Annotated in this window: 24 protein-coding genes; 9 read left to right on the top strand and 15 right to left on the bottom strand. The window is 41.6% G+C overall.

Going from position 1 to position 21,872, the window contains the following annotated elements; genetic code table 11:
• Positions 1 to 97 precede the first annotated feature (97 nt).
• Together WCX87_RS04745 and WCX87_RS04740 are read left to right on the top strand one after the other, a co-directional pair.
• Positions 98 to 874 carry an exodeoxyribonuclease III gene (locus tag WCX87_RS04745; RefSeq protein ID WP_345980901.1) on the top strand — a complete coding sequence of 259 codons (777 nt, stop codon included), beginning with the start codon at positions 98 to 100 and terminating at the stop codon, positions 872 to 874.
• A gap of 16 nt (positions 875 to 890) precedes the next feature.
• Positions 891 to 1,400 carry a YgjP-like metallopeptidase domain-containing protein gene (locus WCX87_RS04740; RefSeq protein WP_345980900.1) on the top strand — a complete coding sequence of 170 codons (510 nt, stop codon included), beginning with the start codon at positions 891 to 893 and terminating at the stop codon, positions 1,398 to 1,400.
• Between the two features lie 23 nt (positions 1,401 to 1,423).
• On the opposite strand, the gene mog is transcribed toward WCX87_RS04740, so the two are convergent.
• The 8 genes from mog to WCX87_RS04700 all read right to left on the bottom strand — a co-directional run bounded on the left by mog (position 1,424) and on the right by WCX87_RS04700 (position 10,237).
• Positions 1,424 to 1,960 (bottom strand): molybdopterin adenylyltransferase, encoded by a 537-nt coding sequence (gene mog / locus WCX87_RS04735; protein WP_345980899.1) that lies wholly within the window; start codon positions 1,958 to 1,960, stop codon positions 1,424 to 1,426.
• 15 nt (positions 1,961 to 1,975) lie between these two features.
• On the bottom strand, positions 1,976 to 2,488 hold the full coding sequence (gene bioV, locus WCX87_RS04730) for a pimelyl-ACP methyl ester esterase BioV (RefSeq protein ID WP_345980898.1): 513 nt from the start codon (positions 2,486 to 2,488) through the stop codon (positions 1,976 to 1,978).
• Entirely contained in the window at positions 2,475 to 4,115 is a 1,641-nt protein-coding gene (locus tag WCX87_RS04725) for an AAA family ATPase (RefSeq protein ID WP_345980897.1), read from the bottom strand. The genes bioV and WCX87_RS04725 overlap by 14 nt, the downstream gene beginning before the upstream one ends.
• Positions 4,102 to 5,352, bottom strand: a complete 1,251-nt coding sequence (mtaB, locus tag WCX87_RS04720) for a tRNA (N(6)-L-threonylcarbamoyladenosine(37)-C(2))-methylthiotransferase MtaB (RefSeq protein ID WP_345980896.1) — start codon at positions 5,350 to 5,352, stop codon at positions 4,102 to 4,104. Before mtaB ends, WCX87_RS04725 begins: the two co-directional genes overlap by 14 nt.
• Positions 5,353 to 6,933, bottom strand: a complete 1,581-nt coding sequence (locus WCX87_RS04715) for a mechanosensitive ion channel domain-containing protein (protein ID WP_345980895.1) — start codon at positions 6,931 to 6,933, stop codon at positions 5,353 to 5,355.
• Positions 6,933 to 7,982 (bottom strand): 3-dehydroquinate synthase, encoded by a 1,050-nt coding sequence (gene aroB / locus WCX87_RS04710; protein WP_345981096.1) that lies wholly within the window; start codon positions 7,980 to 7,982, stop codon positions 6,933 to 6,935. The genes WCX87_RS04715 and aroB overlap by 1 nt, the downstream gene beginning before the upstream one ends.
• An 80-nt stretch (positions 7,983 to 8,062) precedes the next feature.
• Positions 8,063 to 9,472: a TrkA C-terminal domain-containing protein gene (locus WCX87_RS04705; RefSeq protein WP_345980894.1), complete on the bottom strand. Its 1,410-nt coding sequence runs from the start codon at positions 9,470 to 9,472 to the stop codon at positions 8,063 to 8,065.
• 39 nt (positions 9,473 to 9,511) lie between these two features.
• Positions 9,512 to 10,237 (bottom strand): metallophosphoesterase, encoded by a 726-nt coding sequence (locus WCX87_RS04700; RefSeq protein WP_345980893.1) that lies wholly within the window; start codon positions 10,235 to 10,237, stop codon positions 9,512 to 9,514.
• 140 nt (positions 10,238 to 10,377) lie between these two features.
• Between WCX87_RS04700 and tgt the strand changes: the two genes are divergently transcribed.
• Genes tgt through pdxA form a run of 3 tightly spaced genes read left to right on the top strand, consistent with a single transcriptional unit; the run spans position 10,378 to position 13,205 of the window.
• Entirely contained in the window at positions 10,378 to 11,508 is a 1,131-nt protein-coding gene (gene tgt, locus WCX87_RS04695; protein WP_345980892.1) for a tRNA guanosine(34) transglycosylase Tgt, read from the top strand.
• Between the two features lie 3 nt (positions 11,509 to 11,511).
• Complete coding sequence (locus tag WCX87_RS04690; RefSeq protein ID WP_345980891.1) at positions 11,512 to 12,297, top strand: pyridoxine 5'-phosphate synthase; 786 nt, start codon at positions 11,512 to 11,514, stop codon at positions 12,295 to 12,297.
• Positions 12,294 to 13,205 (top strand): 4-hydroxythreonine-4-phosphate dehydrogenase, encoded by a 912-nt coding sequence (gene pdxA / locus WCX87_RS04685; protein ID WP_345980890.1) that lies wholly within the window; start codon positions 12,294 to 12,296, stop codon positions 13,203 to 13,205. The genes WCX87_RS04690 and pdxA overlap by 4 nt, the downstream gene beginning before the upstream one ends.
• Here pdxA and WCX87_RS04680 read toward each other — a convergent pair.
• Positions 13,198 to 14,445, bottom strand: coding sequence for a DUF4010 domain-containing protein (locus WCX87_RS04680; protein ID WP_345980889.1), 1,248 nt, complete (start codon positions 14,443 to 14,445; stop codon positions 13,198 to 13,200). The genes pdxA and WCX87_RS04680 overlap by 8 nt on opposite strands.
• A 5-nt stretch (positions 14,446 to 14,450) precedes the next feature.
• Positions 14,451 to 15,239, bottom strand: coding sequence for a CHAD domain-containing protein (locus WCX87_RS04675; protein WP_345980888.1), 789 nt, complete (start codon positions 15,237 to 15,239; stop codon positions 14,451 to 14,453).
• Between the two features lie 101 nt (positions 15,240 to 15,340).
• Between WCX87_RS04675 and WCX87_RS04670 the strand changes: the two genes are divergently transcribed.
• Complete coding sequence (locus tag WCX87_RS04670) at positions 15,341 to 15,733, top strand: hypothetical protein (protein WP_345980887.1); 393 nt, start codon at positions 15,341 to 15,343, stop codon at positions 15,731 to 15,733.
• A 19-nt stretch (positions 15,734 to 15,752) separates the two neighbouring features.
• On the opposite strand, the gene WCX87_RS04665 is transcribed toward WCX87_RS04670, so the two are convergent.
• Entirely contained in the window at positions 15,753 to 16,406 is a 654-nt protein-coding gene (locus WCX87_RS04665) for a hypothetical protein (protein WP_345980886.1), read from the bottom strand.
• Between the two features lie 179 nt (positions 16,407 to 16,585).
• On the opposite strand from WCX87_RS04665, the gene WCX87_RS04660 reads away from it, so the two are divergent.
• Positions 16,586 to 16,960 carry a hypothetical protein gene (locus WCX87_RS04660; protein WP_345980885.1) on the top strand — a complete coding sequence of 125 codons (375 nt, stop codon included), beginning with the start codon at positions 16,586 to 16,588 and terminating at the stop codon, positions 16,958 to 16,960.
• 41 nt (positions 16,961 to 17,001) lie between these two features.
• On the opposite strand, the gene WCX87_RS04655 is transcribed toward WCX87_RS04660, so the two are convergent.
• The 4 genes from WCX87_RS04655 to WCX87_RS04640 are packed head-to-tail and all read right to left on the bottom strand — an operon-like array spanning position 17,002 to position 19,245.
• On the bottom strand, positions 17,002 to 17,688 hold the full coding sequence (locus WCX87_RS04655; protein WP_345980884.1) for a class I SAM-dependent methyltransferase: 687 nt from the start codon (positions 17,686 to 17,688) through the stop codon (positions 17,002 to 17,004).
• Positions 17,688 to 18,314 (bottom strand): ATP phosphoribosyltransferase, encoded by a 627-nt coding sequence (gene hisG / locus WCX87_RS04650; RefSeq protein WP_345980883.1) that lies wholly within the window; start codon positions 18,312 to 18,314, stop codon positions 17,688 to 17,690. Before hisG ends, WCX87_RS04655 begins: the two co-directional genes overlap by 1 nt.
• The gene (locus WCX87_RS04645; protein WP_345980882.1) at positions 18,308 to 18,940 is read right to left on the bottom strand and encodes a type III pantothenate kinase; all 633 of its coding nucleotides are present in this window, start codon (positions 18,938 to 18,940) and stop codon (positions 18,308 to 18,310) included. The genes hisG and WCX87_RS04645 overlap by 7 nt, the downstream gene beginning before the upstream one ends.
• A complete protein-coding gene (locus tag WCX87_RS04640) occupies positions 18,922 to 19,245 on the bottom strand; it encodes a hypothetical protein (RefSeq protein WP_345980881.1) in 324 nt (107 codons plus the stop codon). The genes WCX87_RS04645 and WCX87_RS04640 overlap by 19 nt, the downstream gene beginning before the upstream one ends.
• A gap of 79 nt (positions 19,246 to 19,324) precedes the next feature.
• Between WCX87_RS04640 and glmU the strand changes: the two genes are divergently transcribed.
• Complete coding sequence (glmU, locus tag WCX87_RS04635; RefSeq protein WP_345980880.1) at positions 19,325 to 20,623, top strand: bifunctional UDP-N-acetylglucosamine diphosphorylase/glucosamine-1-phosphate N-acetyltransferase GlmU; 1,299 nt, start codon at positions 19,325 to 19,327, stop codon at positions 20,621 to 20,623.
• A gap of 90 nt (positions 20,624 to 20,713) precedes the next feature.
• Positions 20,714 to 21,847: a hypothetical protein gene (locus WCX87_RS04630; RefSeq protein ID WP_345980879.1), complete on the top strand. Its 1,134-nt coding sequence runs from the start codon at positions 20,714 to 20,716 to the stop codon at positions 21,845 to 21,847.
• The last annotated feature ends 25 nt before the right edge of the window (positions 21,848 to 21,872 follow it).

Here is a 21,872-nt window from a genome sequence, read left to right as displayed (position 1 = left end):
ATTAAATTAGAATTAGATATTGTTGTTTATTATTTATATGATCAAATAAGCAACTAATATTTAGTTATAATTTCATCAATTAAAATATGGAATAAAAATGTCAGACTCAATCGAAATCATCTCATGGAATGTCAACGGAATACGTGCTATAGCCACCAAAGAAGCACTTAAATGGCTTGATGAGAGAGATACGGACATCTTATGTCTTCAGGAGATAAAAGCCCTGCCTGAGCAGATCCCGGACACCCTGTTTCTTAAACAGCACAATGAAGTGATCATCAACAGCGCCGATAGAAAAGGCTACTCCGGAACCGCAACGTTTTCTGCACTCAAAAGCGACTATAACTCTACATGTAAAGATATCGATACTATGAACGAAGGACGCATCATCGAGCAGCACTTTGGAGATGTCGTTCTTTTTAACGTCTATTTTCCAAACGGTCAAAAAGATGATGAAAGACTGCAACTGAAGATGAAGTTCTATGATGACTTTTTAAACTACTGCGAAAAACTTCGTGAAGAGGGAAAATCGATCATCATCTGCGGCGACGTCAATACGGCTCACCGTGAGATAGATCTGAAAAACCCGAAAGCAAACTCCGAACGCTCAGGCTTTTTGCCTATTGAAAGAGCATGGATAGATAAACTGCTCTCTCACGGTTATATAGATACCTTTAGATATGTTCACGGCGACATCGAAGATGCATACAGCTGGTGGAGTTACCGTTTTAATGCACGTACGAATAATGCAGGATGGAGGATCGATTATTTCTTTATCTCTGAAGATCTGGCTGAAAACCTTGAAGATGCTTTCATCCTGCCTGATGTTATGGGGTCGGACCACTGCCCTGTAGGAATTAGAATCTCGTTATAACGCGACGAATACTCCTATGCAGAATAAAAAACTCAAATATCTTAGTCACTATCATGAGCAGACACAGCAAAGTGTCCTCAAGCTTATAGAGCAGAACAAGCTTGAAACATACCTGTTAAACAAATATAAAACGCCCCATAGCATCAAAAGTGATAAACAGCTTTATGAGTATGCCCAAGAGCTTAAAAATGAGTTTATGAAAAAGACGTCCCCTCTTGCAAAAGTCCACTATGACCCAAAACTCAATGTCATTCATAATGCCCTTGGCACACACTACTACATCTCACGTGTACAAGGTGGGAAACTCAAAGCCAAAAATGAGATAAAGATCGCTTCGATATTTAAAAATATGCCTGAAGAGTTTTTACGGATGATAGTGGTACATGAACTTGCCCACTTTAAAGAGAAAGAGCACAATAAAGCTTTTTACAGCCTATGCACCAATATGGAGCCTGAGTATCATCAATACGAGTTTGATCTCAGAGTCTATCTGACCCATTTAGACATGGGCCCCAAGCTCTGGTAAATAATTTTATTTTTTTAAAGAATTTACTTCGTCTGTTTTGGTCTAAACGCTTTTATGACCTCTTCATTTGTCTCAATATACGGCCCTTCGATAAGGTCGATACAGTAAGGAACAGCAGGAAATACCGCGTCTAGACACTCGCGGATAGACTTCGGTTTACCCGGAAGGTTGATGATAAGAGACTTTCCTCTGATTCCTGCTGTCTGGCGAGAAAGAATAGCAGTAGGAACATACTGAAGACTGACCTGACGCATAAGCTCGCCAAAACCGGGCATCATCTTATCGCACACGTTCTCAGTCGCTTCCGGTGTCACATCACGAAGTGCCGGACCTGTTCCGCCTGTTGTTACGACCAGACAGCACCCTGCTTCGTCACAAAGTTCTTTCATCGTAGCTTCTATTTTCTCCTGTTCATCGGGAATACATCTGTACTCTATCTCGAATTCGCTGATAAGATAGTCTTTCATCGTGTCTTGGATAGCCACCCCTGAAATATCTTCGTATATGCCTGCACTTGCTCTGTCACTTGCCGTGATAACACCGATCTTGATCTCTGCCATAAAAAATTATCCTTATTATTTTAATTGTAAAAAGTGGTTTGCACCGTTTATAACATGTGTAGTCGCATAAGGCAAAAAGAACTCTTTTGCACCTTGGACATCTATTATCTTGTCTTCGCTACCGAGATATACCTCTATAGAGACACCGCATAGTGCGATATCTTTTAGTTTTTCCGGATCCCATTCATAATGAAGCAGTTCATCCAGTTCACTTGCTTTTGTCTCTACATGTATGGTCTTTTTCAACTCATGCGGTTCAAAACACCCTTTTATGAAATGACTCAGATACTTCGCTTTGTCTTTCTTGTACGCCATTAACTGCATACGCTTGAACTGCTCAGGCTTTGTCTGAAAGAATGCAGGTGAGAAGAGCTGCAGCGTATCTACTCGGTCTGCACATGAAAGTGTGTACTCAAATGCTTTGATGGCACCGTAACTAAATCCTGCTACCGTATACTCGCTCTCTTTTATGTATTGCTTGAAAAAAGAGATATCGTCTTTTAATGAAAAACCGCTATAGTAGACCATCTAATTTCCTTCTAATCTCGTTCTTAGTGATGCTCTCACGTTCAAAAAGTATTGCTTCTACATATTCTAGCACACTATTTAAACTGCTCATCGTTTCTTTTGTCTCATGATAAAGCTTGTCTAAAAGAGCGTCTTCCTGCTCTTTAGATGCATACAGAGCCTCACCCATACCAAAATCGTCTATCATCTCTTTTATAGATTGTTTTGCTTCATCAAGATCGACCTTCGCACTGCTTGAGTGTTCGCCAAACTGCAACTCACATGCAGCTACTCCGGCAAGCAGCATCTTTATACGTGACTCTATCTCATGTTTTAAAAGCGGTGTAGTGACAGGCGGAGTCATAGACTCATTAGATAGAAGCAGTTTCTCAAAATCTATATTAAAAACAGTCGCAGCTACCGCTTTTCCTGCCTGATAACATACACGGTGTGCTTTTTGCTCTTCGTTTAGTATCAGAAGTTTTCTTTTACCAAATATGACTTTGTCTTTTACCTGATGAAAATGCTCCATCGTGACTCTTGCACCGTTTTGGCGCAGGGAAAGAAGTGCAGCCTCATTTACAAGAGCTGCAAGAGAAGCACCGTTAAAACCGACCGTCATATTTGCAAGAGCATCTATATCCGTTTCGTTGGGAATGTTTGCAAGGTATTTGGAGATGATCGAAGCACGCTCGCGTTTTGTAGGCAGATCGACGAATATACGTCTGTCAAAACGTCCCGCACGAAGAAGCGCGCTGTCGAGGACATCGATCTTGTTTGTCGCTGCGATCACGATGATATCGCTTGATTCCTCAAAACCGTCCATCTCGGTAAGCAGCTGATTGAGTGTCGCTTCACGCTCATCATTGCGGTTTCCGTCGCGTTTTTTTCCTACGGCATCGATCTCGTCTATAAAGATGATCGCAGGCGCATTCTTCTTTGCAGCCGTAAAAAGGTCATGCACACGCTTTGCACCCATCCCGACATAGATCTGTACAAACGAAGCACCACTTTGATAGAAAAACGGCACATCTGCCTCTTTTGCCACGGCTTTAGCGATCATCGTCTTTCCGACACCCGGAGGTCCTACTAAAAGTACGCCTCTTGGCATCCTCGCACCGAAATTTCTATAGCGTTTCGGATTTTTCATAAAGTCTATGATCTCTGAGAGTTCTATCTTGACTTCGCTGATCCCGCCTATATCTTCAAAAGAGATATTTGGACGTATGGCTTGGATGGGTTCATTTGACGAGATAGGAGCTGTCGAGTTCCCTGCACTCGACGTACTTAGAACAGTTCTATTCTTTTGGTACCATCTAAAGGCAAATGATCCGATACCGAGTACTAAGATCAGTAAAAGAACATAAACAAGCGGATTTGGTCCGCTTTCGATCTCTACTTCATAGTCAACAAACATCTTCGGAGAGACCTGAGAACTAGCGATCTTGTAAAGAGCATTATCGGTCTTTAAAAAGACGTACTCTTTTGTCGCTATGACTTTTGTAACGTTATGGTTTTCTAAAAGTTTCTGGGCATCACGAAGTGTTATAGGCTCTGACGTATCACGCAAGACTGCAAAAAGTATAAGTGCTATAATAATAAAAGCTGATACGTAGATGGCTATATTGTTGAACTTAGATCTCAGCATAATTGTATTCATCCTTTAGAGTGTAATCTTTACATGTAATCCAATTTCCACTTAAGTCTTCATCTGATTTTACAACTACTTTGTTAAAATATTGGTCAAACCCCTGATATAAGCCGTCATCTCTCTGGCTTTCTATCAAAACATCAAGTTCGACTTTATGAGTCTTTCTAAACTCCAGATTTTTTGCATCGATAACAGAGGTAAGTTCATGCAGACGCTCTTTTGCGATCTGCCCGTTTACTTCATCTTTCATCGTCGCAGAAGGTGTTCCGTCACGTTTTGAGTAGGTAAAAGCGTGGACATGCGTAAGTGGAAGTCTTTTAACGTTTTCTATCCCCTCTTTCCATAACTCTTCGCTTTCTCCCGGATGTCCGACTATATAGTCAGTTCCAAGAGCAAAACCTTTCTGCGCAAGCATATCGAAAAGTTTGACGTCGTTCTCATATCGGTTACGTCTGTTCATAAGCTTTAGCATCTGCGGTGATGTATGCTGCAGTGCGATGTGCAGGTGACGTTCAAGCCACGGCTCATCAAGTATCTCTTTGAACTCGTCATTGACCTGGATCGGCTCCAGACTTCCCACTCGTATGCGTCTGACACCGCGGATCTGACTCATCTTTTTCATCAGCTGTGCGATGTTCGTACCCTCGCCTGTTCCGTAGCTTCCTACGTTCGTACCTGTAAGGATAAACTCGCCGAAACCGTTAGTTGCAAGTCTGTAGACCTGCTCCAAAATGCGTTTTTCATCCAGACTTCTCGCATCACCGCGTACATAAGGGATGATACAGTAATTACATCTGAAGTTACACCCCTCCTGAATCTTGATAAACGCCCTGCTCTTGCCTATGAACTCACCCACGACTGCATCGTCTACGAAGTTCAGATCGCCCAGTTCGTAAAACGGTGTGTTCTCTTTTAAAAGCGTGTTTATCTTTTTCTTCTCGCTCTGACCGAACACTCCAAAGACCTTCTTGTTTTCAAAAAGATTCTCGCCCTTTGTATGCGCCCCGCATCCTGTTAAAAACACCTTTGCACCGACAGCTTTTTCTATATGGTTCACGTATGAGCGTACAGTCGTGTCCGCACCGTTTGTAACGGTACATGAGTTGACTACGACTACATCTGCTTCGTTTTCGTTCTCCGTGATCTCAAAATCCTCCAGATTCTGCATCATTACCTGAGAATCAAAAAGATTCGTTCTGCATCCGAATGTTTTAAAATAGACTTTTTTCTTCATCTATACTTCTTCCATATAGAGTTTTTGTGTCGGATAAGAGATGGTAATATCGCCTGCTTTGTTGAACTCTTCTACGATCTCAAGCGAGATCGTACTTCTTAGAGTCAATGTACCGTAAGCGTTTGTAAGATACCAGCAGCTTATCACCACACCGTTTGGCTCGATAAAAGAGAATATTCTCGGTTCGACATTCGTGTTTTTCAGACTGTAGTTGTTTCTTAGTTTGTTGAGCTGTTTACGTGTAATATCCGTATACCCTTTAGAGTATTTTCTTGTGATCTCTTTACAGATATTGAGCGCTTTTTTATGGTTTGAGTCAAATGTTATGGTTATATCGATCCCGTCCCAAACAGTCTTTAACGAGTGGTGGGTATAGTTTGCGATCATCCTTGTAAAGACATAGTTGTTCGGGATAAATACGATACGTCCCGCACGGCGGTTCTTATGGTATGAACTCAGTGTGATATCTTCTAAGATCGTAATACGAAGCAGCGAGATATCCAGTACGTCACCCACATACACCATACCGTCCATATCCACACGTATCCTGTCGCCTACATGTATGCTTCCTCCGAAGACTATGACAAGCCATCCAAGGATGCTCATAAACCAGTCTTTCATCGCGATGGCGATACCCGCAGATGCAAACCCGAGTATGGTCACAAGATAGGCCACATTCTCTATGTAGTTGAAAAAGAGGATCAACAGGATCAGTGTAAAATTTGTAAACGTGATGATCTTGTTTGCCGTATAAAATCTCTCATTATCCGTTATATATTTTTTTATGATCAGTTTTATCAAGAACGACAGGATAAACAGGCTGACTACGATAATCCCTATCTTCGTCAGTTTATACATCTGCTCCTCGATCTTTTTATTGAGGTTGATCTCGATCACTTCTATACGTTTTTTGTAGACACTGTCCGTGATATTGATCGTATCAAGAGCGATCGTAAATCTGTCAAGCTGTTTTTTCAGCGCTTCAAGTGATTCTTGAGTCTTTTTGTCTTTTTGCAGGACAATAAGATTTTCATAGACCCCTTTTTTGATATTTAACAGTTCTATCAATCTTTTCAAACGGTCTTTTTGCTTTATATAATCCTCATGGTTGTTACTCAACTGCTTTATAAACGAGTAGCCCGTAAAGATATCTAAAGGGTTGTTGATAGGCGGTATCTCTCCGATCTCCGGCGGTGTAAGCAGTTCTGCAAAAGGTGTCGTATCCTTGCCTTTTAACTGCATCATCTGGTTTGAAAGGATGTTCTCTTTAGAACGAAGAGCACTCAGTTCATCGATGTTTTGACCGTATCTGTTGTTTTTTGAAAGCTTTGCTATCTTTGCACGTACTTCGGCAAGGTTGTTTTTGACCTCTATGGAAGTCAGGTATGAACTGTAGTTTTTCATCCATACGCTGTCTGCCGGTATATCGTTATCGATGGCAGCAAGTGTCGCCGTATACTCTTGAATAAGATGTTGTTTTTGCTTTACAAACTCAGGGTCTGTTTTATTGTTATCTTTGTTTTGCGCTGCTGCTGCAGAGACAGTTAAGATAAAAAGTAAAGCGATAAGCAGTTTTTGCATTAATGAGCCTTGTAAGATGTCAGAACATCTTTGATAACCGATACATCAATCTCATCTGTTATCTTCACGCCGCCGATATGCTCAGGCAGAATGAATGTGATGGCACTGTCAGAACTTTTCTTATCAAGATAAAACGCATCATAAAACGCATCTACGTCTTTTACATCATAACTTATCGGAAGATGGTATTTGAGCAGGATGTTCTTGATCCTCATCGCTTCATGTTCTGTTAACAGTCCAAGTTTTACTGCAACATCATTTGCCATTGCCATACCGATCGCTACGGCTTCTCCGTGAAGGTACGTCTTATAATTTGTCTCATTTTCTATGACATGACAGAATGTATGTCCGTAGTTCAGTGCTGCACGAAGTCCCTTCTCTTTTTCATCCTGAGATACTACATTCGCTTTTGTCTCGACCGCTTTTTTTATCGCTTCGGCAAGCAGAGTCGAGTCGTTTAGATCACTCTCTTCAAGCCATAAGAAGAACTCTTCATTAAAAGTCACTGCCATCTTTACTATCTCGGCAATACCTGTTCCAAACTCGCGTGAAGGAAGAGTCGATAGGAAGTACGGGTCTATGTGAACTGCTTGAGGCTGATGGAATGCACCGACAAGGTTTTTACCGAACTTGTTGTTCATCCCCGTCTTGCCGCCTACGCTTGCGTCCACTTGAGACAGCAGAGTCGTAGGTATCTGTATGAAATCTATCCCTCTTTGGTAGATGCTTGCCGCATAACCAGTCATATCACCGATAACACCGCCTCCAAAAGCGATAAGAAGAGAGTTACGGTTAAAACGGTGGTTAAAAAGATTTTCGAGTATCATATCTATCGTTTCTTGATTTTTATACTGCTCACCATCGGGTATAGTTATGATATACAGCTCTTTTGCAGAAATAGTGTTTAAAAGGTATTTTAGGTGAAGTCCTGCAACGGTAGGATTTGTTATTATCGCCACTTTTTTATCAAAGTGCATATCTTGAAGTTTATCGATTGTTATTTTATATGAATTGTCTACAACTTTTTTAAGAGCAATATCTACGACCATTTTTACGTCCATAAAGTAATTTTTTAGATAATACTTTATTTTTGCTTAAAAGTCTGTGAAATGGACGTTTTCTAGATATTTTACAGCTGGACGGGGATAAAGATCTGATGAAAATCATCAAGTTTATAATAGAGTCTTTCACTGTCTGTCGAAAAGATCGAATACAGATGTCTGCCTGTCATTTTTTTCGTAAAAGGAAGTACCTGTAAAAAGTTCTCTTTTTGTCTCAGTTCACGTATAGGATTGCTCTCGCTCTCAGTGATCTTAATAGACTTAGAAAAGATGGTCGCAAGGTTGTTGAAATGTTCTATCACCTGCTCTTTATATTCATCCTTTTCGTTTGTATAGTTAAACAGCTCTAAGTTGAATCCCATCTGTGAAGAGATATCGAAGATCGTCGTAGAAACCTTCTCTAAGTCCCTGTTTTCGGTAAGTATCGCAAGTGCGTCTTTGAGTTTTGAAAACGATCTGTCTGCGATCTTCAGCACAGGAACATGAGCATCGTAAAGCATGTTTCTCGTCTCATTGTCTTTAAATATATCTTTTGAGACCATCACAAGACCGATATGATATCTTCTGACATCAGCATGGAAGATATCTTCTATCTCTAGGTCGTCGTTGTAGTTTATATTTACACTGACACTGTCTGATCTCATATCTTTTATATGACGAAGCAGATCGATATCATTTGGATTATATATCTTTATATAAAGCTTGTGCTTAAAGTTTTTATGGATGAAAAGTGCACGGCGGACAAGGTCTTTTATGTTATCCGCATTCTCTTTTTCCATGTCGATATAGAGGTAAAGATTTGAACCGAAAGGCTCTGGAAACTGCCCGAGTTCACGTTTGATAGCACGATAAACAGACTTTAGTACAGAAGGTTCACCAACTAAAAGCAGAAGGTCGTTTGGATGGATCATACGTCTGCTTGAAGGCATCAGAAGTTCGCGGTTTCTATAGATGGCGACTATTCTCCATCTGTTTTGCTCGATAACACCGATATGGCGGTAGACAAAAGAGCTTCCAAAAGGGACAAGGACTTCCATGATCTCACCCTCGCCCAGACCCACGTTCTGCGCGATAACAGGGACATTTGGAAGGTAATCAAGGAGTCTTGAAGCCATGATCTCGTTTTGTTTGACATAGACTACGTTTGAGTCTTGGTTTTGTATATCCCACTGATCTAGAACGATGATACGAAGCTGTTTTTTGATTGTTCTTATGTTCTTGATAGTAACTTCTACATCTGAGAGGTTATCCATAGCTATGACGACTTGGACGAACTCCATCTTTAACAGGTTTGAAAGTTTATAAAGACTTGTCGGGTCAAACTCGTAAAATTTAAAACGTGCAGGATTCGCATTTTCATATTCGGTAGCTTTCATCTGCACTACATAATATATATTATCGCTTGTATAAGTATCTACGACACGCTCGATAAAATGGTTACCGATTTCACTGTCACTGATTATTAGAATCTTTTTCATAGACGAGATTATAGCAGAAGATGAGACAGCGGTAAAAGATTATTTGACATTCCAGGCACTTACGGTCTCACCTGTCTCGATACAATAAGCACTTAGCCTTTTGTATCCGTCTTTCTCCAAGTAACATCCCGTATCCACATTGACATAGTAAGGATTTCTGTCCACACCTCTTTTTACAGGGGTATGTCCAAAGATATTGAATATCGGAGCATCACTTCCGGGATTGATACGGTTAGTGATCGCGGCGTTATGAAAGGTGCTGTACATCTCTTCTTCATCACGCATGTCCCATACATCGGCGATAGGAGCATGAGAGACGATGATCGGCTTGTTTAACGACTCCTTGATGCCGAATTCCAAGTAAAGCGGAAGTTTTTCCATCCACTTCATGTCGTCCACAAAAGCCAGCAGCGCCTGCTTATAATCCTTTACTTTTTCAGGTTTTCCGTTGACTATTTTCAAAAGACCGTAGGAGATAAGAGTATCTATCCCTCCGTTGGTATGCCAAAGATTGGTCAGATACAAAGGGGTGTCGTTTAAAAAAGAGTTTACAACTTCAGGTCCGAGGGTCGCCATAAAGTCTTCATGGTTTCCCTTTATGCAGGCATACCCGTTTTCACGTATGAACCTCACGACCTCCGCACTCCTTGGTCCTCTGTCTATAAGGTCTCCGACAAAGACAAGCTCAGCATCCGCCGGAAGTAATTCGACTAAAGCTAACAGTGTTTTATAGTATCCATGGACATCGCCGATCACATAATGCATGTTTTCTCTTTTATTTGAATAGTTCTATATTGTATCGTAGCATTATTTTAATATTAACTCAATATATATTAAAATCTAAAATAACTGCATCTTAATATAGGAATGTTATAATTTCACACATTATGAACTAAAGAGATTTTATGGAATTTAAATTAGAAAAAGTATCAGGCAAAGCCAGAGCCTGTACCATCAAGACAGCTCACTCTACTATCCAGACTCCGGTCTTTATGCCCGTGGGTACCGTGGGAAGCGTCAAAGGTCTTGATATGGCAGATATGAACGAGCTTTTAGGTGCTGAGATCATTCTTGCTAACACATACCACATGTATCTTCGTCCCGGAGACGACGTAGTGGCAAAGATGGGCAAACTCCACGGTTTCACTACATACCCGAAAAGCTTTTTGACTGACAGCGGCGGGTTTCAGGCATTCAGCCTCAGCGATATCTCTAAACCAAATGAAAGAGGGATAGAGTTTAGAAGCCACATCGACGGAAGCAAACACTTTTTTACTCCCGAGAAAGTGATCGACATCCAGCACAATCTTGGAAGCGATATCATGATGATCCTTGACGACCTTGTGGCACTTCCTGCAACTCAGGAGCGTATCAAAGTATCGATAGAGCGCACGACTGCATGGGCGCAGGACAGCATCAAGTATTTCCGTGCAAAACAAAAAGAGGGAGTCGGCGTAGACCAGAACATCTTTGCCATCATCCAAGGCGGGACAGATAAAGCGTTTCGTACAAAATCTGCGACAGAGCTTTGTGCCCTTGACTATGACGGTTTTGCCATCGGGGGCTTAAGTGTAGGTGAAGCCAACCAGGAGATGTACGATACGGTAGAGCATACCGTACAGTATATGCCCGAAGACAAACCCCGCTATCTTATGGGTGTCGGGACTCCCGAGGACCTTATAGAAAACATCGAGCGCGGTGTGGATATGTTCGACTGTGTCATGCCGACGCGTAATGCAAGAAACGGGACTCTTTTTACCTCTTTTGGAAAACTCAACATCAAAGGCGCGAAGTTTAAACTAGACGATAAACCCGTAGATGAGGAGTGTGACTGTCTTACATGTAAGCGTTACAGCAGAGCGTACCTGAACCACCTGTTCCGTGCCCGTGAGATCACATACTTCAGACTTGCGACCATCCATAACCTGCACTATTACCTGACACTTATGAAGCAGGCTAGAGAGGCGATCCTAGCCGACAGATATGCAGAGTTTAAACAAGAGTTTTATGCTAAAAGACAACAAAGTAAGGACTAAGAGATGACACTTGGAGTAAATATTGATCACATCGCAGTTTTAAGAGAAGCAAGACGCGTAAACGACCCTGACATCATGATGGGGCTTTACACTGCCGTTCAGGCGGGAGCCGACCAGATCACTATCCATCTGCGTGAAGACAGACGCCATATCCAGGATATCGATGCTAAAAACATTATCAAAGCCAGCGGTGTTCCCGTGAATCTGGAGTGTTCGGTCAACCAAAGCATCTTAAACATCGTTTGTGATCTTCAGCCTCACCGTGCAACACTTGTGCCTGAAAAACGTGAAGAAGTAACGACTGAAGGCGGTCTTGATATCTTTAAAAACGAAGATGAAGTAGCCCGCGCAATAGAGCAGCTTCACGACTCGCTTATCCCGGTCTCGCTTTTTGTCGATCCGACAAAAGAAGCTATGGAGATGAGTAAAGAGCTTGGAGCCGAGATGGTCGAACTGCATACGGGAGAGTTTGCGAACCTTTTTGCAATGCTGAACTCTTCACTTTCTCACTCAAACCACAGTGTAAAAGAGCTTGAACTACCTCGCTATGAGCTGGCTTCCCGTCTTGAAAAATCACTTCTTGCTCTGCAAGAGAGTGCAAAGCACGCAAAAGAGCTAGGTCTTGAAGTAGCCGCAGGTCACGGTCTAAACTACATCAACGTCAAACATATCACGGCTATCAAAGAGATAAGCGAGCTTAACATCGGTCAAAGCATCATTGCACGTTCTGTATTTACGGGACTAGACGCAGCCGTAAAAGAGATGAAAAGGCTTGTAAACGTACAATGAAAAAAATAGCCATCAGCATCGGTGATATCAACGGAGTCGGTCTGGAGATCGCTCTAAAAACCCACGAGGAAGTAAGCCGTCTCTGTCATCCCGTCTACTGCGTAGATAAAAAGGTTTTACAAGAGGGTGCAAAACTTTTAGGTGTAGAACTGCATAAAGAGCTTACATGTAAGTCTATCGATCTGGACATCACCATAGAGCCGGCAAAGGTCACCAGAGAGAGCGGAACATACTCTTATCTCTCGTTTTTAGAAGCGATAAAACTCTGCGAAAGAGATGAATGCGACGCAGTCGTGACCATGCCCATCCATAAAGAAGCATGGATGAAAGCAGGTCTAGAGTACAAAGGTCATACAGATATGCTTCGCGACTATTTTAAGCGTGATGCGATCATGATGCTTGGATGCGAAAAACTCTACGTCCCGCTCTTTACCGAGCATATTCCGCTTCGTGAAGTGCCTTTACATGTAAAAGAGAAAAAACTCACACCCTTTTTGCTCGACCTACATAAAAGCATAGGCGACAAACGTGTGGCGGTACTGGGTCTTAATCCTCATGCAGGTGATAACGGCGCCATCGGTAACGAAGAACTTGAGATCAAAAAAGCGATCCGTAATGCTAATGAGAAGATCGGCAAGGAACTCTTTTTCGGTCCCATAGTACCTGATGTCGCTTTTGCACCCTACTTCAGAGACACGGTGCAGTATATCTGTGCGATGTATCATGATCAGGGATTGGCACCGCTTAAAGCGCTCTACTTCGATGAGAGCATAAACGTCTCTCTTAATCTCCCGATAGTAAGGACATCCGTGGATCACGGGACAGCTTTTGACATCGCATACCAGAACAAAGCCCATACGCTGAGTTATATCAATGCCGTTAAAGCTGCGATAGAGTTAGCTAAATAAACTCTATCCCTATCGTTATCGCCCCTAAGAGTATCAGCACTGCTGCACTTAACATCCCTGCTTTGTTTTTAGAGAATATATACGCATAAAAAGCTTTTAGGATGTTGTTGCTTCCTACTGCTATCATGATCGCCGTCGAAGCGTTTTCTATCGTCACATTGAATTTTGACGAAAGGATAGAAAGCACAAACGGGTCTATGTCCGTAAACCCGACTATGAATGAGAGGACATTGAGCCCTATATCGCCGTATCTTGAAAGCACGAAGTGCGTCAGTACCGCCATAGCGATAAATAAAAATGCGAATATAAATGCCGTAGAGAGTTCCAGCGGGTTTTTATCCACGGCATTGTCCGTATCCGTCATTATCTCGGTAGCTGCCTGCTTGTACATGACATAAGATATCCCCATCGTAAGAAATGCCAAGACGGCAAACGGGATCAGCAGCCTGCTTGCGATATCATAGTTAAACGCGTAAGTGATACCCAAAAGTCTAAAGTACATAAACGCCGTCGCCATGATGATGGAAGATGCAAAGATATGCGGCGTACGGTTTGACGATGCTTTTTTTGCCAGGACTATGGTCGTCGCCGTACTTGAGTAGATCCCGCCCAACACACCTGTAAGCAGGTAACCCTTGTCTTTAAAAATATATCTTTTAAGGATATATCCCACATAAGAGAACATCGAGACGACTACGACCGCAACCCAGATCTTAAAGTATGATACGGGGATAAAACCGGATATATTGTCATGCGGCAAGAGAGGCAGGATGACCGCACTTAGAAGAAGAAGTTTTGCAAACACCTCGATCTCTCTCTCATCGAATATCGTGTAAAAATGCTCCAGTTTTCTGTTAATATTGGAGATAAAGACTATCGCGACAAAGACGACTATCAAAAACCATACATTGAACTTCACGACTATCATCCCGAAGCTGTAGACTAGCGTGGTCAGCAGAAAAAGAAGTATCCCTGTTCTGCTGTTTTGCAGTTTAAAGTAGTAAAAGAGTGCAAAATGCGAAAGGATCGCGATATACCCGATGATGTAAAGCGGCATATCTATCTTTGCAAATATAAACCCGATAAGAGCAATAAAGGAGTATGTCCTGACACTTCCTATCTCTTTTGAGGAGGAATCATGATGGACTCTGTACTCTTTTATCTCCAGACCTATCAACAGTCCTGCAATGACCACTACGATCAGCTGTACCCATACTTCGTTCAATAATGATTCTAACATCCGCTCTATCCTACTTTACTTATTAATGTAAACAGCTCTCTTTTTGCATCTCTGATCTTCAGGTCAAAGTATGCTTTTAGCTCTCTGAGTTCTTTTTTTGTAAACTTTTTTTCTACTTTATCTATAAACTGGAGCCTCTTGTTATTGTCCTGAATGATCCCAAACGACTCCTGCACCTCTTTTAGGTCATACATGCCGTCAAACACACTTTTATCTTGTTTGAAGTGCTTTTCGTAAGCTTCCAAAGCATAGCGGAACTTTTTAAACTCTATTCTAAGGTTATGAAGTTCTTCCAGTGATGTATTGTAGTCGATTTTATGAAACTTGTCATATATTTTTCTGCCCATCTTGCTTATTATCGCATATTTATCGATATCTTCGAGCTTATAGATAAACAGCTTGCTTTTTTTAAGCATGAAGTTCAGTTGCTTAATATTTTTCTTATACTCTTCATCATTTAAAAAAGAGCGGAACCTTTTCTCTCGTTTGGAGGTAAATATCTTATGGAGTTTCGTTTTCGTTTTTGGCACACATTCCATCTGTTCAATCTCGACTAAAAAGAGATCCAGATCACGCAAAGCAGATGTCGGTTTTAGAAGTTTTTTTAAGATCCTTGAGAGTTCTTCGGAGCTTTTTTTATCTGCTTTTTTACCGTAGACCTCGCTGTATGCGTAGAGCTTTCTTAAGTTTATGCGGTACTTATGCAGCAGTTCTATATCATTGTCCAGATGCAGTTTTTTATAGAGTCTTTCTACGGCAGCTATCTTGTTTTTAAATGATCTTTTAAAACCCATAAGCCGCCTCCCGATCTGTAAAATTATTCCACCTGTTTTATAATAGTCATTAGAGCAAATTATGATATACTCATATATAGATTATATTATAAGGTAAAAATATGAAAATTGCTATTCCTGTGAAAGATGACACTCTGACTTTTTTTGGCAATGCCGGACATACACCCGCATTTGCTGTCTTTGATATGAACGGAGCGGGGATGTTCCGCTCATTTAAACTCGAAGAGGTACGCAACAACCCTAGAACCGATCTTGACGAGCATGAACATGATGAAGATCATGTATGCGATCACGGGGACGATGATGCAGAACATGTAGCACAGCACTTTAAGATGGGAGAGGTCTTAGAAGACTGCGACTACCTCGTAGTAAAGCGCGCATGTAAAAATACTGCGAACGCTATGAAAAACTACGGAGTCAAAATAGTGAAGTATGAAGGTATGTCACCAAAAGCCGATGCTATTTTAAAAGAGGTATCCGCTAAATTCATATAACCTTCTAAGATAAGATATCTTAGTATCTTATCTTCTCAAATATCTCTTTTCTATCTTTTTGCAGCTCTACTGTAGAGTTCAGGCTCTTGTGTTTAAACTTTCTATACAGCTTATACTGGAAAAAGATCCCTATGACTCCCAAAACAGAAAGATAGATAAGTATTATGTTCAGATCTGTCTTGAAATAGTCAAAGACAATACTGCTTATACCGCCGACGATGATCGCACCTGAGATGATGAACGATCTTATCATCAGGTAGTCTTTGAGTTCCACATCCTCATCCTGCATAAAATCGACCGTATGTACCCTTGCTATCTCAAACGTGATACCCTGGATCGTAAATATACTGAGGATAATGTAGGTAAAGATGATGATAGAAGCGCTAAACACCAGATAACTGCCTATCTGCACGATATCCAAGAGGATCGAAAAGAGATAGATATGATAGATGCGTATGTTCTTAAAAAGCGGCTGAATGAAGCCGTCGAGTGCTCCTATGAGCATAAAGATGCTGATCATATATACGGGAAGATAAGTACCTTCAAGCTTTGTTATAAAGGGCAAGATAGTCCAGTCTATGTAGGTTATGATGAAGAGTACCAGCGACTGGATCCGTACAAATCTGCTCTTTTTTATCTCGACAAAAATACTAGAATAATTTTTTAAAGGCATCGCAGCCTCCTGATGCAAGATGATCAAACTTATCTATGATTGTACTACAATTTCAAGATGATAGATCTCTATTTTTTACACTCCCAATCACTCTGTAAAAATAGCTTCCGCACGTTTACAAATTCTGGGATAGAATTTTGATAACACAATTGTGTTTATTTGTCTCACAGGAGAATTTCATGAAAAAAATCGTTGCACTTGTACTTATACTAGGGCTTACTTCATTGTCGGCGGTCGATATGGCTGCATCAAATACTGACGCTTCGGTCAAAGCTGAAAAGCATGAGAAGATGACCAAAAAAGCGGAAACAGAGAAAGCTGAAAAAGCAAAAAAAGCCGAAAAGTCAAAGAAGGCTGAAAAAGCAAAAAAAACAGAAAAGAAAAAAGTAAAGAAAAGCAAAAAAGAAGCTAAAGCAAAAAAAGATCACAAAAAAGCAAAAACTGAGAAAAAGAAACATGTTAAAAAAGAGATGAAAACCAAAAAAGAGATGAAAGCTGAAAAAGCTAAAAAAGTAGAAAAGACTGAAGACGAAAACGAAAATGAAATGAAATAAATCTTACGGGAGGAGTGATCACCCCTCCCGTAAGAGCTCTCCTAATCCCTCTTTTTAAAGATCAAAAGCGTCTTATCGTGTTCATCATACAGTGAGAAGGTCTGTTTATCGACAAGCTTAAGAGACGGTATCTTTTGAAACAGCTGTATCTTGTGAAAGTACTGCACTATCGTATCTTGGTACTTTTTATATCTGCCGTCGCTCTCTTTTTCAAAAAGAGTAAACTTCGTGTGCAGTTCATCATTTTCAAACACGGCATCCACGATAAGAAACTCATCATCCTCTTCGTTGCTCATCGTGCCTTCAGCGACATCGCTAAAACCGTAAAGAGTGTTGATATCGGCTATAAAGACACCCTCATCGTTCAGTTTTGAAGCGACCGCTTCCATGAACTTCAGAAGTCCCTCTTTGTCCATAAAGTTCAAAACGTCAAATATGGCCACGACTGCGTCGTATTTGCCCTCTACTTCGCTGACATCGATGCACTCTGCGTCAAGACCGATCTCTTTACACTCATCGACCATCACCTGACTCAGATCGACACCCTTACATGTAACGCCGTCGCTTATCATACGGCGCATAAAACCGCCGCGTCCGCAGCCCACATCAAGAAGTGTCTTTACATTGTAATCGTCAAGCTCGGAGCGGTAGAGATTGTAAAGCGCTTCCGTTGCTTCTTCTATGCCTAAAAGATGCTCGGCTTTTGCGTAAAGATCAAGGTTTGTCATTACTTTGCTTGTTCCGCTTTTATCACTTTTTCTATCTTCTCGTAGATATCAAGCACTTCGCTTTTCTTCTCGAAGAAGCTGTTTTTGTTCGCTATAAGGTAAGTAGAAGATTCCATGATATCCTCGACCACTTCAAGACCGTTTTGCTTCATAGTCGTACCAGTCTCTACGATGTCGACGATCATATCTGCAAGTCCCACTAAAGGAGCTAGTTCGATAGAACCGTAAAGCTTGATGACGTCAGCTGCGATCGCACGGTCTGCAAAGTAACGTTTTGTGATGTTTACCATCTTCGTCGCTACTTTTATCTCAGGCTTGCTAAGGTCGAGTTTCTCGCCTTTTTTCATCCCGATAGCCACTTTACAGACGCCGCGGCGAAGGTCAAGAAGACGGATGACATCCAGACCCTGCTCCTCTAAAGTATCCAGTCCTACTACGCCGATGTCTGCTGCTTGATGGTACACGTATGTCGCAACGTCTTGGTTACGTACGAGTAAAAACTTGAACTTTTCAGTCTCCAGTATCAGTTTTCTGTCATCAAATGCAAAAGTATCACCGAAGATATTTGCAAAGATCTCTAATGTCTCTTCAGCGATACGCCCTTTTGGAAGTGCAACAGTTAGCATAGATCAGCCTTTTTCATAATATTTTTCATCCCTTTAAAGATCAGCTCGTCATCCAAGACGGCGTCTTTAAAGATGTTTTTGAGTTTTGATGCGTCTCCGCCTGTCAGATAAACAGGCAAAGCATGACTCATAACGTCACGGTAAAGCAGTCCTAACTGTCCGTAAGTGAGTGCATCCCCAGAATTTTTCGGTATTTTATCCAAATCTATCTCAAAGTTATATGAGTAGTCCAGTCTCGGGGAGATTTCTTTGTACGCTTCACGGCTTGCATGTAAGCCCAAAGTGATATAGCCGCCTACAAAAACACCCTCTTTTACCACATCGACCGTGATGGCGCTTCCCGCATCTATGATGACGCCGTTAAGGATTGCTTCACACCCTGCTATGCGGTCTATGCCCATCGTCTCGTAGTAGTTTTTCATATCTACGAAAGCTTTGAGGTCTATCCAGTTTGGAAAGTTTTTCAGCTCTTGAGCTATTTTTTCGTTCACGCAGATATAAAATATCTTCTCTTCGCTCTTTTTTAGTTCATAATCGGTTATAAATACCTTCTCTTTTACACCGTCGCGGTAAAAGTCGAACGTCGTGTTTCCTATGTCGCAGAGGATCAATCTTCCAGACTCCATCCGCAGCTTATAAAGGCTTCTCTTGCTTTAGAACAAAGCGGCGCGTCTATAAAAAGGATCTTGTACTTAAAGTTGTGATCGCTGAATATCACGAGTTTTTGGTAGATCTCCTCAAACTTTTTGACATCTTTCATCAAAAGTCTGCTTTTTTGTGACACTGCGAAGATGGCTGTAAAGTACCCTTTTCTGTCTGTCGCATGATAGATCCTGATCTTGTTTCTCACGCCCAGCTGCGAGGGCTTGATCTCTATCATTTTTTTATATAAGTTACCGTTTTCTCTTAACGAGTCGACTACTGCTTGCATCTTTATGGCTGCCTTCTTATATTGGTTATGCAATTATAGTATAATCACACTTATAAAATTCAATGAAAAAGTATAACAAATGAACAATATCTCTATAGTCATCCTTGCTGCGGGAAAAGGCAGCCGTATGAAGTCGAACAAAGCAAAGGTCCTGCACAACATCAGCGGCAAACCGATGCTTTACCACATCGTAAAAGAGTCTTTAAAAGTAAGTGACGATGTCAGTATCGTCGTGGCTCACCAAAAAGACGCAGTGATAGAGGAGATACAAAAACATTTTTCAAACATAACATTTATCGAACAAGACGACGTGAACTTTCCGGGAACGGGCGGAGCGATGAAAAATGTCACGGCAAAGAACTCTCATGTCTTAGTGCTTAACGGAGATATGCCGCTTATCACAGCAGAAGCGCTTGGGGGCTTTTTGCACACAAGTGCTGACATCGTACTTTCCATCTTCGACCTTGAAGACCCGAGCGGTTACGGCCGCGTAAAGATAGACGACGGCGAAGTAAGCTACATCGTAGAACAAAAAGACGCGAACGAGTATGAGCTTGCCATCACTCATGTAAACGCAGGAATCTACTCTTTCAAAAAAGAGGTGTTAGAGAGTTACATACCGCGCCTTAGCAATGCCAATGCACAAAACGAGTACTACCTCACAGACGTCATCAAGATGGCAAAAGAGGACGGTCTTGTCATCAAGCCTCTTTTAGTCGATGAGGAGCATTTCAAAGGCGTAAACTCTAAAGTAGACCTTGCAAGCGCGGAAGTGATCATGCAGGAGCGCATTAGAGAGAGATGGATGAGCGAAGGTGTGAGCATGAACCTTCCACACACTATCTACATCGAAGAGGGAGTGCGTTTTGAGGGAGAGTGTCTGGTGGAGAACAACTGCCGCATCACGGGTGAAAGCCTCATCATCAACTCTATCATCAAGTCTTCAAGCGTCATCGAGGAGTCTACCGTCATCGACTCCGACGTTGGACCGCTTGCCCATCTTCGCCCTGCTTCGTACATCGAAGGAACGCACATCGGAAACTTCGTAGAGGTCAAGAAAAGTACGCTTAAAGGCGTAAAAGCAGGACACCTGAGCTACATCGGCGACAGCGAAGTGGATGAAGGCACGAATATCGGTGCGGGCGTCATCACTTGTAACTACGACGGCATCAACAAATACAAGACCAAGATCGGCAAAAACGTCTTTGTGGGAAGCGACTCCCAGCTCGTAGCACCCGTAGAGATAGAAGACGACGTGATGATAGCCGCGGGAACGACGGTCACAAGCGGCAAAGTCGCAAAAGGATCTCTTGCTATCAGCAGAACGAAAATGAGATTTGTAGAAGGTTTTTACTACAAGTTTTTCGGAAAAAAATAGCAATACAATATAAAACCACAAAATCACTCATTAAGTCATAAGTAAGATTTCTACGGCTACAATCTTTTATCACATGTAAAAGGTCGGCCGATGAGATTTTTCAACTTCAAAAAAGAGCTTCTTACTTTTAAGAACGAGCCGTTAAGTCCGCTCTCCATCCTGCTTTTAGTTATACTCGATATCTTTTTATTTATTGCCATACTTGACGGCATCCGAAACGAAGAGAAGAAGTCACCTTCGCCTTACACATATTTTCCGACCTCTTGTTCAAAACATTTTACATACCCGCAGACACGGTATAACGACTTTATAAACATACGTACATACAATGAGACTTCGCAGGTATGTCTTGATCTTAACCAGAAAGTCTCACTTATCACGACCGATCCCGAGTTCATCAAGAACAAGAATCTTTATAACAAACTCGAACGCCTAAAAAGAGAGAACCTAAGAAAAACGCAAAGAATACAAAACAGCTATAACACCAGACTTTTTGAAAAGATAGCCAACGAATCGGACGGTGTGAAGATATACCAGGCAAAGCTTGAGTATGAAACACTTGTTAAAGAACTCGACGACCTAAACGCTAAGATAAACGCTCTGCCTGCCATCGCTTCATATAACGGTTACAAAGAGTATGAGAGTTTTATCACCTATCACAAGTCCGACTTCAAACAGCAGTACGACGACTACAAGTTCTGGCAGCCGTTTTACAAGTTTGCAAGACTGCTCACTTTTGTCGTCCCTCTTTTTCTTATCGCGCTTCTTTTTTATAGAAGGTCATCAAGAGAAATCGTACATATCATCAGCGCACACATCATGCTGCTGCTGTTTTTGCCGACGATCGCAAACGTACTGTATCTCATCTACCACATCATCCCTAAGACGCTTCTTGCCAACATCGTTGCATTCTTCGTGAGCATCGGGCTTATGGCGGTGTTTAACTACATTGTCATAGCGCTGGTGGTGCTTGCTTTTGGAGTTGCTATCTACTTCATACAAAAAAAGGTAGCCGCACAAAGAGCTCTTAAAGCAAAAGTAAACATCAAGAACATCATCGCAGAGAACAAGTGCAGTATGTGTTACGTCAAAGTGGACTACAGTAAAGAACACTGTCCAAACTGCGGTTTTAAACTCCACCGTGAATGTCCCAACTGTAAAGAGCAGACCATCAGAGGACTGCCGTTTTGTTCATCTTGCGGCACTCAAATAGAGAATGTTTAATGTTTTTAGATAGAATGTTTAAAAC

The sequence above is a fragment of the Sulfurimonas sp. HSL3-2 genome (assembly GCF_039645965.1).
GTDB classification, from domain to species: Bacteria; Campylobacterota; Campylobacteria; order Campylobacterales; family Sulfurimonadaceae; genus Hydrocurvibacter; species Hydrocurvibacter mobilis.
This window is presented reverse-complemented; position numbering and strand designations above follow the sequence as displayed.